Source organism: Dietzia timorensis (assembly GCF_020742175.1).
GTDB classification, from domain to species: Bacteria; Actinomycetota; Actinomycetes; order Mycobacteriales; family Mycobacteriaceae; genus Dietzia; species Dietzia timorensis_A.
The window spans coordinates 1-13,946 of the sequence record NZ_DYXM01000022.1; the positions used below are offsets into that span (position 1 = coordinate 1).

15 protein-coding genes are annotated in these 13,946 nt (G+C 67.6%); 12 read left to right on the forward strand and 3 right to left on the reverse strand.

Annotated elements, in window-relative coordinates; translation table 11 throughout:
* From K8V11_RS00960 to K8V11_RS01000, 9 genes are all read left to right on the forward strand, one after another.
* Nucleotides 1–269: MMPL family transporter (locus K8V11_RS00960; protein ID WP_303910338.1), on the forward strand; the 269-nt coding region annotated here is incomplete at its 5' end.
* Nucleotides 233–853: a TetR/AcrR family transcriptional regulator gene (locus K8V11_RS00965; protein WP_303910339.1), complete on the forward strand. Its 621-nt coding sequence runs from the start codon at nt 233–235 to the stop codon at nt 851–853. The genes K8V11_RS00960 and K8V11_RS00965, both read left to right, overlap by 37 nt.
* 156 nt (nt 854–1,009) lie before the next feature.
* The gene (locus K8V11_RS00970; RefSeq protein ID WP_303910340.1) at nt 1,010–1,846 is read left to right on the forward strand and encodes an alpha/beta fold hydrolase; all 837 of its coding nucleotides are present in this window, start codon (nt 1,010–1,012) and stop codon (nt 1,844–1,846) included.
* A gap of 88 nt (nt 1,847–1,934) precedes the next feature.
* Nucleotides 1,935–2,558 carry a bifunctional 2-polyprenyl-6-hydroxyphenol methylase/3-demethylubiquinol 3-O-methyltransferase UbiG gene (locus tag K8V11_RS00975; protein ID WP_303910341.1) on the forward strand — a complete coding sequence of 208 codons (624 nt, stop codon included), beginning with the start codon at nt 1,935–1,937 and terminating at the stop codon, nt 2,556–2,558.
* Nucleotides 2,555–2,944: an SRPBCC family protein gene (locus tag K8V11_RS00980; RefSeq protein WP_303910342.1), complete on the forward strand. Its 390-nt coding sequence runs from the start codon at nt 2,555–2,557 to the stop codon at nt 2,942–2,944. The genes K8V11_RS00975 and K8V11_RS00980 overlap by 4 nt, the downstream gene beginning before the upstream one ends.
* 159 nt (nt 2,945–3,103) lie before the next feature.
* Nucleotides 3,104–3,904, forward strand: coding sequence for an alpha/beta fold hydrolase (locus K8V11_RS00985; RefSeq protein ID WP_303910343.1), 801 nt, complete (start codon nt 3,104–3,106; stop codon nt 3,902–3,904).
* Nucleotides 3,905–4,093: 189 nt separating this feature from the next.
* Nucleotides 4,094–5,563 (forward strand): lamin tail domain-containing protein, encoded by a 1,470-nt coding sequence (locus K8V11_RS00990; protein ID WP_303910344.1) that lies wholly within the window; start codon nt 4,094–4,096, stop codon nt 5,561–5,563.
* A 37-nt stretch (nt 5,564–5,600) separates the two neighbouring features.
* Complete coding sequence (locus tag K8V11_RS00995; protein ID WP_303910345.1) at nt 5,601–5,855, forward strand: hypothetical protein; 255 nt, start codon at nt 5,601–5,603, stop codon at nt 5,853–5,855.
* A 443-nt stretch (nt 5,856–6,298) separates the two neighbouring features.
* Nucleotides 6,299–7,000: a lipocalin family protein gene (locus K8V11_RS01000; RefSeq protein ID WP_303910346.1), complete on the forward strand. Its 702-nt coding sequence runs from the start codon at nt 6,299–6,301 to the stop codon at nt 6,998–7,000.
* A gap of 18 nt (nt 7,001–7,018) precedes the next feature.
* Here K8V11_RS01000 and K8V11_RS01005 read toward each other — a convergent pair whose 3' ends face one another.
* The 3 genes from K8V11_RS01005 to K8V11_RS01015 are packed head-to-tail and all read right to left on the reverse strand — an operon-like array spanning nt 7,019 to nt 10,296.
* Nucleotides 7,019–8,485, reverse strand: a complete 1,467-nt coding sequence (locus K8V11_RS01005) for a deoxyribodipyrimidine photo-lyase (protein WP_303910347.1) — start codon at nt 8,483–8,485, stop codon at nt 7,019–7,021.
* Entirely contained in the window at nt 8,482–9,993 is a 1,512-nt protein-coding gene (locus K8V11_RS01010) for a TIGR01777 family oxidoreductase (RefSeq protein WP_303910348.1), read from the reverse strand. The genes K8V11_RS01005 and K8V11_RS01010 overlap by 4 nt, the downstream gene beginning before the upstream one ends.
* Before the next feature lie 33 nt (nt 9,994–10,026).
* Nucleotides 10,027–10,296, reverse strand: coding sequence for a hypothetical protein (locus K8V11_RS01015; RefSeq protein WP_303910349.1), 270 nt, complete (start codon nt 10,294–10,296; stop codon nt 10,027–10,029).
* Between the two features lie 550 nt (nt 10,297–10,846).
* Between K8V11_RS01015 and K8V11_RS01020 the strand changes: the two genes are divergently transcribed.
* From K8V11_RS01020 to K8V11_RS01030, 3 genes are all read left to right on the forward strand, one after another.
* Nucleotides 10,847–11,344, forward strand: a complete 498-nt coding sequence (locus K8V11_RS01020) for a hypothetical protein (RefSeq protein ID WP_303910350.1) — start codon at nt 10,847–10,849, stop codon at nt 11,342–11,344.
* 215 nt (nt 11,345–11,559) lie between these two features.
* On the forward strand, nt 11,560–12,879 hold the full coding sequence (locus tag K8V11_RS01025) for an NAD(P)/FAD-dependent oxidoreductase (RefSeq protein WP_303910352.1): 1,320 nt from the start codon (nt 11,560–11,562) through the stop codon (nt 12,877–12,879).
* A 29-nt stretch (nt 12,880–12,908) separates the two neighbouring features.
* The coding region (locus K8V11_RS01030) for a DUF1365 domain-containing protein (protein ID WP_303910351.1) at nt 12,909–13,946 on the forward strand (1,038 nt) is incomplete at its 3' end.

Genomic DNA, 13,946 nt, shown 5'->3' on the forward strand with positions numbered 1-13,946 from the left:
TGATCTCCGTGTTCGCGGCGTTCATGCTCATGGATGAGCCGTTCATCAAGGTGATGGGCTTCGCGCTCGCCGCCGCCGTGTTCCTCGACGCGTTCCTCGTGCGCATGACGCTGATCCCCGCGGTCATGTTCCTACTCGGCGACTACGCGTGGAAGCTGCCGAAGTGGCTCGACAAGATCCTGCCGCGCGTCGATATCGAAGGTGAGACGCTCGTCGAGCTCGAGGACGAGCTGTGGCAGAAGAAGCAATTGGTCGACGCGCAGCGATGAAGAGTCTGCGCGAACGGAAGAAGAGCGAGACGCGCCGCCGCCTTGCGGTGGCGGCCGTCGAGCTCCTCGCCGAAGAGGGCGAAGAGGGCGTGACGATCGCGGCCATCGCGGATCGTGCCGGCGTCTCCACCCGCACCTTCCACAATTATTTCCAGAAGCGGGAAGACGCCTTCTACCACTTCATCGAGGTCGTCACCTCGCAGTGGAAGGAGAAGTTCGACGAACTTCCGGCGGAGAACGGTCCGATTCGCAACATCCGCGAGATCCTCCTCGACATGATCGACCCCTCTAGGGGCTACATCATGTCCCCGGCGAACTTCATCCAGCTCGGCGACAACATCACGGTGTTGCTCGGCAGCGTCGAGCGGGCGTGCGCTAAGGACCTGATCCGCGATCTCGAGGACGAGATGTATGCCCGTTCCGATGGGTCGATGTCCCGCCTCGAGGTCAAGGTCCTGTTCCCGGCGCTGCTCGCCGCGACGGGCGTCGCGCTGGAGATGAGTCAGGAGGAGGGCGGCGATCCGGTCGAGTACGTCAACCGGGCGTTCGACTTCTTCGAGTCCCGCTTCTCCGCGAACGACTAACCACCACAACACCTATGACGCCGGAGGTGCCCCGCACCCCCGGCGTGCGAAACCGCCCCGTCGCTTGGAAAAGCGGCGGGGCGGTCCGCATTTCTCGTGGGTCGGGCGCGGATTTAGGGCAGGATGGGTGCATCGGGCCGCGACGAAAGGGCGGGCATGAACCAGTTCTCCAACGACGGGTTGACCTTCGACGTCATCGATTCCGACGCGGCGGAGGGCGCCGCGCCGTCCGGCACTGTCGTGCTACTCCACGGCTTTCCGCAGACCTCGGCGATTTGGAACGACGTCTCGGCCATCCTCAATGCCGGCGGCCTGCGCACGGTCGCCTTCGATCAGCGCGGATACTCGCCCGGTGCGCGCCCGGACGGCCGACGTCACTACCGAATCGAGGTGCTCACGGGCGATGCGGTGGCGCTGATCGAGAAGCTGGACGTCGGTCCGGTGCATCTCGTGGGGCACGACTGGGGCGCAGTGGTCGCCTGGCAGCTCGCTGCGACCCGGCCGGACCTCGTCGCAACGCTCACCACGCTGTCCGTGCCGAGCACTGGCGCTTTTCTCAAATCCATGCTCTCCAGTGCGCAGCTTCTGCGCAGCTGGTACATGGGCTTTTTCCAGCTGCCGCTCGTGCCCGAGGTGCTCGCGGACCGCGTGCCCGCGGCCTTCGACAAGGCGCTCGAACTCAATGGCATGAACGCCGAGCAGATCGCCGCAGTGCACAGCGACGTGATCGCGACGGGAGCGTTCGGCTACGCCGTCAATTGGTATCGCGCTCTGCCATATGCGAACCCGAAGTTCTTCCGATCACGAGTCGCGGTGCCCACCGCGCACGTGTGGGGAGAGGGCGACCCGGCGCTCGACCGGCGCGGGGCGGAGCTGGCGGAAGAATATGTCGACGCGCCCTTCGAGCTGCACGTCATCGGCCGCGGCGGGCATTGGCTGCCGGAGCATTACCCGGAGAAGATCGCCGAGATCGTCCTCGGTCTCTCCGGCTAGGACAGACCGAACCTGCGCAGGATGGGCGTGGGGTCGACGCTTGCGAAGGCGCGGAACCTCGCGCTATCTGCGGAGTAGTCTGAGGCGCGTGAACTCCGGACCTGCGATCGAGGCCTATTCGCGCCGAGCCGAGGATTACGTCGACATGCTCGGAAGTATCGAGTCCGTGCATGCGGTGGATCGGGCGTTGATCGCTGAGTGGGCGCGGGTCGCGGACGGGCCGTTGATCGATGTGGGTTGCGGGCCGGGGCATCTCACCGAATTCTTGCGAGAGCAGGGGCACAATGTGCGCGGGATCGAACCGTCGAGCGCCTTTGTCTATAGCGCGAGGTCCCGCTTCCCGGGCTGCGAGTTCTGGCTCGGCGATGTTGCGGCGCTGCGGGATGAAGACGGCCGCTTCGCCGGTGTCCTCGCCTGGTATTCGTTGATCCATCTGCCGCCGGAGGAGCACGCCGAGGCGCTCCGCACGCTGTCGGACGCACTGAGGCCGGGCGGGACGATGCTGCTGGGATTCTTCGTTGGTCCCCGAACGGAAATCTTCGACCACGCCATAGCGCCCGCCTATTTCCGGAGCATCGACGACGTGCGTGACCAGGTGCGTGCGGCCGGGCTCGACATCGTCGAGACCCATACGCGCACCGGCGACTCGCATCGTCAGCACTCCGCCGTCATAGCTTCTAAAGAGCTTGGGACGAAAGGACGAACGACATGAAATCCGCGCATGTCAGCCAAGTGATCGGGGCGCCGGCGAACCGCGTCTACGACTTCGCCGCCCACCCCGACAACCTGCCGCGGTGGGCAGCAGGGCTCGCGAAGGCAGAGGTCCGGCGAGATGGTGACGACCTCGTCGTGGCGTCCCCGATGGGCGAGGTGAGAGTGCGCTTTGCGCCGCGCAACGAGTACGGCGTGCTCGACCACGACGTGGCGCTGCCCTCCGGGGAGGTGGTGAACAACCCGCTGCGGGTGTTCGAACATCCCGACGGTGTCGAGGTGGTGTTCACGGTCCGGCAGCTGGACGCGAGCGATGACGATTTCGCGCGCGACTGCGACGCGGTGGCCCGGGATCTCGAGACGCTGCGCGAGCTCGTCGAAGGCTAGGAAGAGGGCTTCCGGGGGGCCGGGGAATCCTGTGAAGTCGCGAAGCACCGCGCGCGGCCGGAAACTCGTTGGCCAGCCGCAGTGAATCCGGCCGGACGTGTCGACGTCGCCCGGCGGCGATAGCGCGGACACCGATCCCACGAGGCAGGAGGGCATGAAATGGCCGAGCTCGACCGCTCCACAGTTCGCGCCGGCGACGGCGCCGAGCTCGCCGTCCAGCGACTCGGCGAGGGGCCGGCGCTGCTGATGCTGCCGGGCCAGTCCAATTCGCATCGCTGGTGGAACGGGCTGCGCGAGCACTTCTCCGACCGCTTCACCACAGTGACCTTCGACTACCGCGGCACCGGCACCACGCACGCGGAAGTGAGCCGCGACTCGATCAAGGGCTGGTCGACCAGATCCTTCGCTGACGACGCACGCCACGTTCTCGCAGGCCTCGGGATTTCCCGCCCCCATATATACGGTGCGTCGATGGGCGGCCGGGTTGCACAATGGCTTGCGATCGACTCCCCGGACCTCGTCGATCGGCTCGTCCTCGCGTGCACCTCGCCGGGCGGGCCCGAGGCGACCGAACGCAGCGACGATGTGCGCAAGCGTCTCGGTCAGCGCGATCCCCAGGAGCGACTCGACACCCTCATCGACCTCTTCTACACACCCGAGTGGCGAGAAAAGGGGCTGCGAAGCTGTCTGCTCGGAGACGCGCAGATGTCCGGACGGGCGCGTAGCGGGCACTTGCGCGTGAGCGGCGAGCATGATGCCTCGGCGAGGATTGGTGAGATCTCGGCGCCCACGTTGATCATGCACGGCGACGACGATCTCATGGCGCCGGTCAGCAACGCTCACGTCCTTCACCGTGAGATCTCAGACGCCGATCTCTACATCCACCCTGGCGGCCGGCATGGTTTCTTCGACGAATTCTCGGACGAGGTGTCCGCCCGGATCGACGAGTTCCTCGGCTAGGCGCCCGACGGGGCGAGGGCGCTCGCATGCCGTGTGCCCTGGACAATTTTATCGATCGTCGACCGGAGTTAATCCTGGATTCATGGCGACGCTGCTTTCCCGGTACTCCGGCTCCATAGCGTGAGACCCCGTGTTCGCGGCCTTCTTGCGCCGCGTCGCCGACATCGAATCGCCCCGGGAAAGGTCGAAATGAATAAGCGTTCGCTCACCTCCGGAATGCTCACCGCAGCCCTCGCTGCCACCTCGATGGTCGCCGCCGCGCCCGCCTTCGCGCAGGCTGGCGACCCGAAGGGCGTCGTCATTAACGAGGTCGAGTCGAACGGCGATCCCGTCGGCGACTGGGTCGAGCTCGCCAACCGCGACTCCGAGGAGAGCGTCGACGTCTCCGGCTGGTACCTCCTGGATGATGACGACTCCCACGATCCGATCGTCTTCCCCGAGGGCACGACGATCGAGTCGGGCGGATACAAGTCCATCTACACCGACGACACCCCAGACGGCTTCGGCCTCGGCGGGAACGATTCTATCCGGCTTTTTGACGCCGACGGCGAGATCGTCGACGAGACGACCTGGGAAGGCCACGCCGCGACGACGTGGGGCCGCATCCCGGACATGACCGGCGACTTCGCCGTCACCGGTGCGCCCACCAAGGACGGCATCAACACCGCCGAGGGCGAAGAGGACGACACCGAGACAAAGCCGTTCCCGGGCGGCGAGTTCAAGATCAAGGACCAGGATCTCGGCGGGGACTTCGCCGACGAGGACATGTCCGGTGTCGACTTCGACGACGAGGGCAATGCCTATGTCGTGAACAACGGCACGGGCACCCTGTACGTCCTGACCTACGACGCGGAGGCCGACGCCTACTCGGTGAAGCAGACCTTCGAGCTGAACTACCCGGATGGCGCCGGAACCCTCGACGCCGAGGGCGTGACCGTCAACCCCGACGGCAGCATCTACGTGGCCACCGAGCGCAATAACGACGACAGCAGCGTGAGCCGCCCGTCGCTGCTGCACTTCGAGCTCACCGAGGACGAAGAAGGCACGCTGGACGCCACTGAAGAGGTCTCCCTCAAGGAGTTCGTCGGCGAGATCGGCGCGAATGCCGGGCTCGAGGCCGTGGAGTACGTGCCGGAGATTGAGGGATACGCGGTTGGCGTCGAGGCCACCGGCGACGTCCTCTTCGTCACTATCGCTGACGGCAAGGCCACGCTGGTCGACACCTACGAGTCCCCGTTCGAGGGACTCATGGCTCTCGACTACTCCGACGGCGTGCTCCGCGCGCTGTGCGACGAGGTCTGCCAGGGCCGCTCGGTCGAGCTGACCTTCGACGGGAAGAAGTTCGTCTCCGACGGCACGATCTTCGACCGCCCCGCCGGGCTCGACAACTTCGCCAACGAGGGCTTCGCATCCTTCACCGACGAGACCGGCACCCGCTACTTGTGGGCCGACGATGGTGTTGCGGACGGTGTCTCGCTTCGCTCGGCGTTTGTCCCTGCGAAACCGGCCGGCGGCATCCCCGACCCGCTCGGCAGCCTCGGCGGTGACGGTTCGGCCGAGAACGCGCTCCCGGTGCTCGGTTCGCTCGCGATCGGCGGCGTCGCCGCGGGCATCGCGCTCGCAGTCTCCAACGGCGCGATCCAGCTTCCGCAGATCTAGGCCCCACCGCTCGGCGAGGCTCAGGTAGCCCCAAATCGTGAGCATTCCGAGAACGCTTCCGCCGATCGCGCTCGCGAGGTTCCACATGTTGTCCGCTGAGGTGTTGGGGATCAAGCTCGTGCCGAAGAGCACCCCGGAGCAGATCGCCGAGGCCATTATCGGAGCCATCGAGCGCCCTCGCCCGTACGTGCACATTTCGCGCGGCACGGCGATTCTCAATGCCGCCTCGCTCGCGGCCCGCCGCGGGTCCGTGACGCCGTATTCGCGCTCCTGGGCGCGGACCGCGCGATGACCGACATCGACGACAACGAGCGCAAGGACTATGAAGCAAAGCTTGAGAATCTCGAGAAGGCCTGAGAGCGCTACCGGGTGACGATCGGTTCACACGAAAGAGGCTCGGATCTATCCCTATCGAGGGAATAACCAGGGGCGCTTTTCGGATTTGAGTCTCCGGCGGGAATCGAACGTTCCTGTAGCCTGTTTTGCCCTGGGTGATCTAGCTGCTCGGACACGGCGGCGCAGTGATCCCGGAAGAGCGGGCTTTATTCGTCCTTCGCACAGTGCTGCCAATCAAGCTCACGGCTGCTTCATAATCAGGTGATAGTTGCGATCTCAGACCGAGAGGCTCGTGGCCTGGTTCGTGAAAAGCGCGGCAAGAAAGGTACGAGTTCTGCACCTCTCGCATTGTGAGATTGAACCAATGCGGTCGAGTCGGGTTTGGGCTAGGGTCCGGGCATGAGTACACCCTCGATGTCCAGGACATGTGCAGCGCTCGCGGTCTCTCTCGCGCTCGCCTCGGTCGCCGTGGTCGCGCCCGCCACTGCATCCGCCCAATCCGGAGACCCCACCGACGGCGGACGCATCGCTAGTGGCTCGTCGGGATTGAGGTATCCGCCCGCCGTGCAGCTCGGCTCGATCGGCGGGCCCGAGCTCACGTCCGTCGGGGAGATCGACCTCGACCGGTACGCGGGCGAGTGGTTCCAGGTCGCCGCCATCCCTCAGCCCTTCACGCTCCAGTGCGCGAGCGATACGAAGGCCAGGTACGGGGTGCTCTCCCCGACATCGGTCTCGGTGGAAAACTCGTGCCGCACCGCGTGGGGCGCCGAGTCCGGGATCAGCGGGAAGGCCGAGGTCGTCGACCCCTCGGACCCCGCGTCCCTGCACGTCGCCTTCGACGGCGTGCCGTTCCAGGGAGACGACAGCACGGCGAACTACCGGGTCACCTACCTCGCCGACGACTACTCGCTGGCCATCGTCGGCGACCCGGCGCGCACGTCGGGCTTCGTGCTCAGCCGGACTCCGGATCTCTCCGCGGACGCCTGGGACCTTGTCGAACGCACCGTGTCCGACCGCGGCTGGTGGCCGTGCGCGTTTATCACGACCCCGCAGGCGGGCGGCCGCGGCGACGCCGTCCCCCTCTGCCCCTCGGCCTCCTGACCGGGCGGCGCCCGACGCCTAGGACCCGCGGATGACGTCGTCGTAGAGTGCGAGCGCCTCGCGGCGGGCCTCGGCGTGGTCGATGATCGGGGCCGGGTACTCGCCGTGGCCGTCTTCGCGGAGCCGGTGGACTGCGGCGCCCTCGATATCGCGGAGCTCGGGCACCCACCGCCGCACGTAGTCGCCCTCGGGGTCGAAGCGCTTGCCCTGGGTCACGGGGTTGAACACGCGGAAGTACGGCGCCGCATCGGTGCCGGTCCCCGCCGTCCACTGCCAGCCGTGCTGGTTGGACGCGAGGTCGCCGTCGACGAGGTGGTCCATGAAGTGCCGGGCTCCGCGCCGCCAGTGTACCCGGAGGTCCTTGGTGAGGAACGAGGCGACCACCATACGCAGGCGGTTGTGCATCCAGCCCTCCGCGAGGAGCTGGCGCATCCCCGCGTCCACGATGGGGTACCCCGTCTGCCCGTCCCGCCACGCCGCGAACGCCTCGTCTGCCGAGCCGCCGTCTGCCCACGGGAAACGCTCCCACCGGGCGTCGATGTTCTCGCGCGCACTGGCCGGCTGGTGGTGCAGGACGTCGGCGTAGAACTCGCGCCACGCGAGCTCGGAAGCGAAGGTGTCGCGGCTGTCGGCGAGGGCGGTGTCGAGCCCGCTCGTGGGGCCGAGGGCGGCTAGGTCGGCGAGCATCGTGCGGGGGTGGATCGTGCCGAACTTGAGCTGCGCGCCGAGCCTGCTCGTCGCGTCGAGGTCGGGCCGGTCGCGCCGTTCCGCGTAGCCCTCGAGCCCTTCGTCGAGGAACTCCTGCCACCGGGCGCGCGCCGCGGCCTCGCCGACCTCGAGCGGCGCCTTGCCCTCCCCGAGGAGGGAGCACAGTGTTTCCCGCAGCGCCGCCCCGGGGTCGGTTCGCTTGCTCGACCCGGCCGGCTCGGTCGTCTCTGTCGACCCGGTCGACCCGGACGCCCCGCCGACAGCGGCGGGATCGAGCCAGTCCGCGCTCTCGCGCCCCGATACGGACGGCGCGGGCCAGCCGCGCCCGTACCAGGCCCGACGGAAGGGGGTAAAGACCTGATAAGGGGTGCCGTTCGACGTCAGGACCCGACCGGGCGTGACGGCGTAGGGCGAACCGACTGGGGCGAATCCGCGCCCGGAGCCCGCGAGCGCCCGCGCGACGGCCGCGTCGCGGCGCGCGCCGTAGGGCCCGTGGTCCGCGGAGGAGAAGACGGTGTCCGCGCCCGCCGCCTCGGCGAGGCGCGGGATCTCGTCGACCGGGCTGCCCTGGACCACGCACAGCCGATGGCCGAGATCCTCGTCGAGCGAGAGGAGAGCGTCGCGGAGGGCGAGCGCGCGCGCCCTGCCCGACGCCGAGACGAGCGCGGGGTCGAGGACGAACACGGCGAGGACGGGTCCGGACTCCGCGGCTGCGGCGAGGGCGGGATGATCGCCGAGGCGGAGGTCGCGCCGGAACCACACGAGTGAGCGGCTCACGCGCCGGGCTCGCCCGGGCTCGACTCGGCCGCGCCCCCGGGCGTCTCGACGGGCGCGTCGGGCAGCACGTCGGGGAGTTTCTCGCGGCCGAGCTCGTGGGCGAGCGCGCCGCTCAGCGAGCGGAACCGGAACGGATGGTCGAGCTCAGCGAGCCTGGCGGGGACGACCCGCTGATCGGCGAGCGCGAGCTCGCGCGCGCCGTCGCGGCCCAACACGAGCGCGGGCGCGGCGGCGGGGACCGGGATCACCGTGGGGCGGCGCAGGACGTGGCCGAGGATCTCGGTGAACTCGGAGTTGCGCACCGGGTTTGGGGCTGCGGCGTTGATGGCGCCCTCGAATCGCGGGTCGACCACCGCGTGTGCGTAGATATCCACGAGGTCGTCGAGCGCGATCCACGAGAGCCACTGCTCGCCGTCGCCGATCTTCCCGCCGAGCCCAGTGGAGAACAGCGGGGCGAGTGCCCCGAGCATCCCACCGGCGCCCGAGAGGGCGATGCCGGTGCGGACGTTGACGACGCGCGCGCCGGCGTCGCGCGCGGGGGCGCAGGCGTCCTCCCACTCGCGCACGATGTCGGCGACGGGGCCCTCGCCGGGCGCCGCGTCTTCGTCGAGGATCTCGTCGCCGCGCTCCGCGCCGAAAAGGCCGATCGCGGAGGCGCAGACGAGCGCCGTCGCCCCGCCACGCGCCGCGACGAGCTCCGCGAGCGCTCTCGTCGGCCCGATACGGCTCGAGCGGACCTTCTCGACGTGGGCGTCGGTGAACCTCCCGGCGATGGGTGCCCCCGCGAGGTGGACGAGCACGTCGATGTCGTCGAGGAGGTCGGGCGCCGGGGACTCGGGGTCCCACTGCCGCTCGCCGGGGCGGTCGCTTTCGTGGCGGACGAGGCGGACGACGCTGTGGCCCGCGATGGTGAGGAACGCGGTGAGCTGGGCGCCGACAAGGCCCGAGGCGCCGCTCACGGCGACGGTCAGGGAGCCTGCGCCGCGCTCGCGGGCGGCGACCCGGAGCCGCTCGAGCACGTCGAGGTCGGCGGCGAGCTGGCGATAGCGATAGGCGAAGGTCCGGGCGAGAAAGCCGGCGGGAACGCGGGCGTCGACGTGGTCGCCCACGGCGGTCGACTGTGTGCTCGACGCTGAGCCATCGGAGTTCGCAGAGTCCTCGGCGCCCTCGGGCTCGTTGTCCACCGCCTCGACGGTGTGCGTGTGGACCCAGCCCGTGAGCTGCAGGTAGGGCGCCGAAGCGCAGCGATCGACGAAGCGCGCGCCCTCGATGTATCCGCGGGGATCATGCCGGGCGATCCACCGCGGGTGGGAGGGTCCGCGCAGGGGACCGGGGAGCGAGGTCGCGGGGGCGAGCACGGCGGTGCCTTCCGCGAGAGAGCTCGCCTCGGAGACGGGCTGCAGCGCGAGGAACGGCGGCGCGAGGCGGCGGAGCGCTCCCGGAGACGAGAAGTACTGCCAGACTCTCTCGGGCTCGGCGTCGATGATGCAGGTGTGGGAGAAGCTCATTTGCTGGCCCTTCTCCTGCCCGGGGGCAGGCGTCTAACGCTCTTCGTGGATGAGTATCTCCGGCCACGGCGGCCGGCGGACCATGGCGACGCACGCGAGGGTCGCGGCGACGAAGCCGACGGCGATGCCCGCGAGGGCGAGGCGGTCGGGCTTTGGGGTCGCGGTCCATTCGGTGGCGCCGGCGTGCGTCGTCAGCGCCCCGAGGGGGACGGTCCCGCCCGAGCGGGTCTGGCGCGAGACGAGAACCACCGTGGTGGAGTCGTCGATGCGGAGCGGTTCGCTGTACACGGTTGTGGTGCCCACCCCTCGATGGTGCCTCAACGGTACGCATATCGTCGATTAAGAAAAGAGAGTCAGTTGTCAGGCGGTCCACGTGTCGGGCAAGGAGGGGCGCCGTGAATGACTATTGACGTCCATGTTTCACCCCTAAGGGTGAGTTTTTCTCTTTTTCCGGCTCGTAGCGTCGGCCATGTAACGTCGACATGGAGGGCTGAATGGCCTGCACTCCCAATAATCGAGACGTCGACGCCCAGCATGTTAACCAGGTGCAGAAGGCGACTTACGACGGCCATCCGACGCGCTCACGAGCCCCTAGGCCACCGGGGTCGGATGCCTTGGATCGATCGCGCCGACCCACCCTGTGGACCTCCACGCCTCACCTGGGTTCGAATTTCGACTCGTTCGACGTCGAAGGGTACGCGATCGAACGCGGCCTGCTTTCTGTAGCAGAGGTGCAAGCTTTCTGGGTCGAGATCGAACGACTCCAGACCCCACGAACGTCATCGTGGATCCGGGCACACGTAGGTCCCGACCCGACAGCATCGATCGCTAACAACTCCACCGAAGGACTCCCATGACTCCACGCCAGCGCCCCGCCCCTTTTGCGGACCAATTATTCGCCGCCTACCTGCGTGGACACCTTTTGGGAGCGAGTGTCGGTGTTCGCCTTGCCCAACGTCTCGCCCAAGACCCGTGGACCAACGGACAGCTGGACCATATGCCCGAGGAGCTCAGCGAAGAAATTCGTTTCGTGCGCCGTTGGGCCCGCGAATACAGTGCACTCGGAGAGACCGCGATTAACCTGAGCTTGATCGCTACAGGAACCGCGAGCACAACTCTTGCCTTGTTCGCCCCCACGCGCCGACCTGTCGTTCGGACCGTTGCGCTGGAAGCGATGCGCACGATGGTGCTGGCGAAAAAAGCGATGTGGGAGATGGGCTCGTCGATAGTGATCGATGACGATGAACGTACTCGCAGCCTCGAACGGTTCGATCGGCGGGCACTACACCAGGCAACCGAGCTCCACATGCTTCACGTTCGTTCTTCGGCAGAGCTTTTCGGAAGAGCCTAATTTTGGTCTGGTGAGATTGCTGCGTGGGCAAGCGCCGACACGATCGAACACTCCAGCTAGGTGTGATGTCCAGGGAGGTTGGTCAGTCGGCTGGTCTTCGGACCATGTAGCCTGGGCGCAGCGTTTGGCGGTAAGCGCAAAACGTATGCACACGGTAGGAGTCTCTCTGCGTGAGCGAGACCGACGATAAGACCCAGTTGCCCGACTTAAGTCGCATCGCCAACTACGCCGCGCTCCGGCGTCCGCGCCGAATCGCGGTGATTGGTTCCGGGGTGTCGGGTCTCGTCGCCGCGCATGTTCTCTCGCGCCACGACGAGGTCACGTTGTTCGAGGCGGACTCCCGCCTCGGCGGTCACGCACACACCCACGACGTGGAGATCGGTGGCCGGACGATCGCGGTGGACTCCGGCTTTATCGTGCACAATAGGCGCACCTATCCGACCCTCCTCAGGCTCTTCGATGAGCTCGGCATCGAGACCGTGGAAAGCGAGATGTCGTTATCGATCCGCGACGACGAACTCGGGGTCGAATACTGCGGGGGCACCGGCGTCGCGGGGATGCTCCCGAACCGCGCTGCGCTGCGCCCAAGGCACGTGAAAATGCTTGCGGACGTGCCTCGTTTCCACCGAGCCGCGCGTAGACAGCTCGCCCGGGCGGATGCCGCGTCCGACCTCATGGACAATCCCGAGACGCTGGGCGAATTCCTCGACCGCCACAGATTCGGGCAGCACTTCCGGCGCGCGTTCGTTATCCCGCTCGTGGCCGCCGTGTGGTCGACCGAGCCCGGGCGGGCGCTGGAGTATCCGGCCGAGTTTCTGTTTCGGTTCCTCGACAACCACGGCATGCTCACGGTGCTGGGCTCGCCGCAGTGGCGGACGGTCGCCGGAGGCTCTCGCGTCTATGTGGGCAAGGTCGCCGAGAAAATCGCGCATGTACGCACCGGAGAGCCTGTGCACGAGGTAGTTTCGGTGGCAGGCGGAGTCCGGATAGATACCTCCGCGGGCGCAGACACTTTCGATGCCGTCGTCGTGGCGACCCACTCGGACCAGGCCCTTCGCATGCTCGGGGCTCCCACGCCGACGCAGACGGAGATACTTTCGGCGCTGCCGTACCAGCGCAACGAGATGATCATGCACACCGATACCTCGATTCTTCCGCGCGCGAAGCGAGCCAGGGCGGCGTGGAACCATCTGAGTTCGGCGACGCTCCGAATTACCTCCGAAGGCGAAGGCCCCCAGCAGGAAGTGATCACCTACGACATGAACCGCTTACAGCACCTCCCCGTGCCGGGGGAGACCCGGATTCTCGTCACCCTCAACGGGCGAGAGCTGGTCGACCCGAAAAAGATCCTCCGCAGCGCCGAATACGCGCACCCGCTTTACACGCCCGAATCCGTCGCAGCGCGCGCCCGGCTCGGCGAGATCGATTCCGACCGTGTGGTGTTCGCCGGCGCCTACCACGGCTGGGGCTTTCATGAGGATGGCGCCGCGTCGGGATTGCGGGCGGCCGAGAAGCTCGGCGGGCGGTGGAACTGATGCCAGGCCGTTCGTTACGTCTTGACTCCGTGACGGTAGACGGGGCCAGGTCCGCCGGCAGCGGTAGCGCACGTCCCGGCGCCACATCCGGTCCGGCTCCGCACGCGCTGTATGAGACCTCGGTGCGCCATTCGCGCAGCGGCCCGATTCGGCACGACGTGTATGCCCGCTCGTACTGGTGGCTCGTCGACGTGGACCAGCTGCAGGTCGACGGGCGCGGAGTTGCGGCGTTGCCCGGATTTCCCGCCTGGACGACGCGGCTGGCGAGCATCCGCCCGGCCGATCTCGACATCGGTAGTGTGCCGTCCTTCGGGGCCGCCCTGCGCCGGAAGGTCGCCGAGCTCGCCGCGCGCGAAGATTCTCAGTGGGGCCGCACCCTCGACGTCGAAGGCCCGGCGCTGCTCGCCTGCACCGGCCGTGTCGCCGGAGCCGGTTTCGATCCGCTGTCGGTGGTGTGGCTGCATTCCGCGTCGGGGGAGCCGGCCGCGGTGCTCGCCGTCGTCCGCAATACCTACGGCGGGCTCCACCACTACCTGCTGCGGCCGGACGCCCGCGGGCGGGCCGAGGTGCCGAAGAGCTTTATGGTGTCTCCGTTCCATGACGGCGAAGGCCGATATGTTCTCGACGTTCCGCCCCCGGGCGACGAGCTGTACGTGGGCATTCGCCTGGAGCGCGAGGGCGAGCCCGATTTTCTCGCGTCGGTGTCCGGAACGAAGCAAGCGGCCACGCCCAAGACATTGCTCGGGTTGGCGCTCCGTCGCCCGATCGAACCGGTCGCGGTGTCGGCGAAAATCCGCGCTCACGGTGTCTACCTGTGGGCGCGAGGCCTCCGGGTCCATCCCGTTCCCGAGTCCGATACCTCCGCGGGGCGAGAAGCCCCGGGTGTGCCTCCCGCGCCCCGTGGGCCGGTGACCGCGATGTTCGCGCTCGGCACGAAGTGGATCCTCGCCGCCGTTGCCGGAGGGATGTCGGTGCGGATCGAATACCCTGACGGCAGGGTTCTGGGAGCGGGCCGGCACTCCCCGAACGCTCCTCGCATGATCATCCATCGCCCGAGCGAATTCCAT

Coding starts and splice junctions, on each gene's coding strand:
- K8V11_RS01010 (WP_303910348.1), bottom strand. CDS start 9,993: ATGAGCTTCTCCCACACCTGCATCATCGACGCCGAGCCCGAGAGAGTC.
- K8V11_RS00980 (WP_303910342.1), top strand. CDS start 2,555: ATGAAATCCGCGCATGTCAGCCAAGTGATCGGGGCGCCGGCGAACCGC.
- K8V11_RS00985 (WP_303910343.1), top strand. CDS start 3,104: ATGGCCGAGCTCGACCGCTCCACAGTTCGCGCCGGCGACGGCGCCGAG.
- K8V11_RS01020 (WP_303910350.1), top strand. CDS start 10,847: ATGACTCCACGCCAGCGCCCCGCCCCTTTTGCGGACCAATTATTCGCC.
- K8V11_RS00990 (WP_303910344.1), top strand. CDS start 4,094: ATGAATAAGCGTTCGCTCACCTCCGGAATGCTCACCGCAGCCCTCGCT.
- K8V11_RS01000 (WP_303910346.1), top strand. CDS start 6,299: ATGAGTACACCCTCGATGTCCAGGACATGTGCAGCGCTCGCGGTCTCT.
- K8V11_RS00970 (WP_303910340.1), top strand. CDS start 1,010: ATGAACCAGTTCTCCAACGACGGGTTGACCTTCGACGTCATCGATTCC.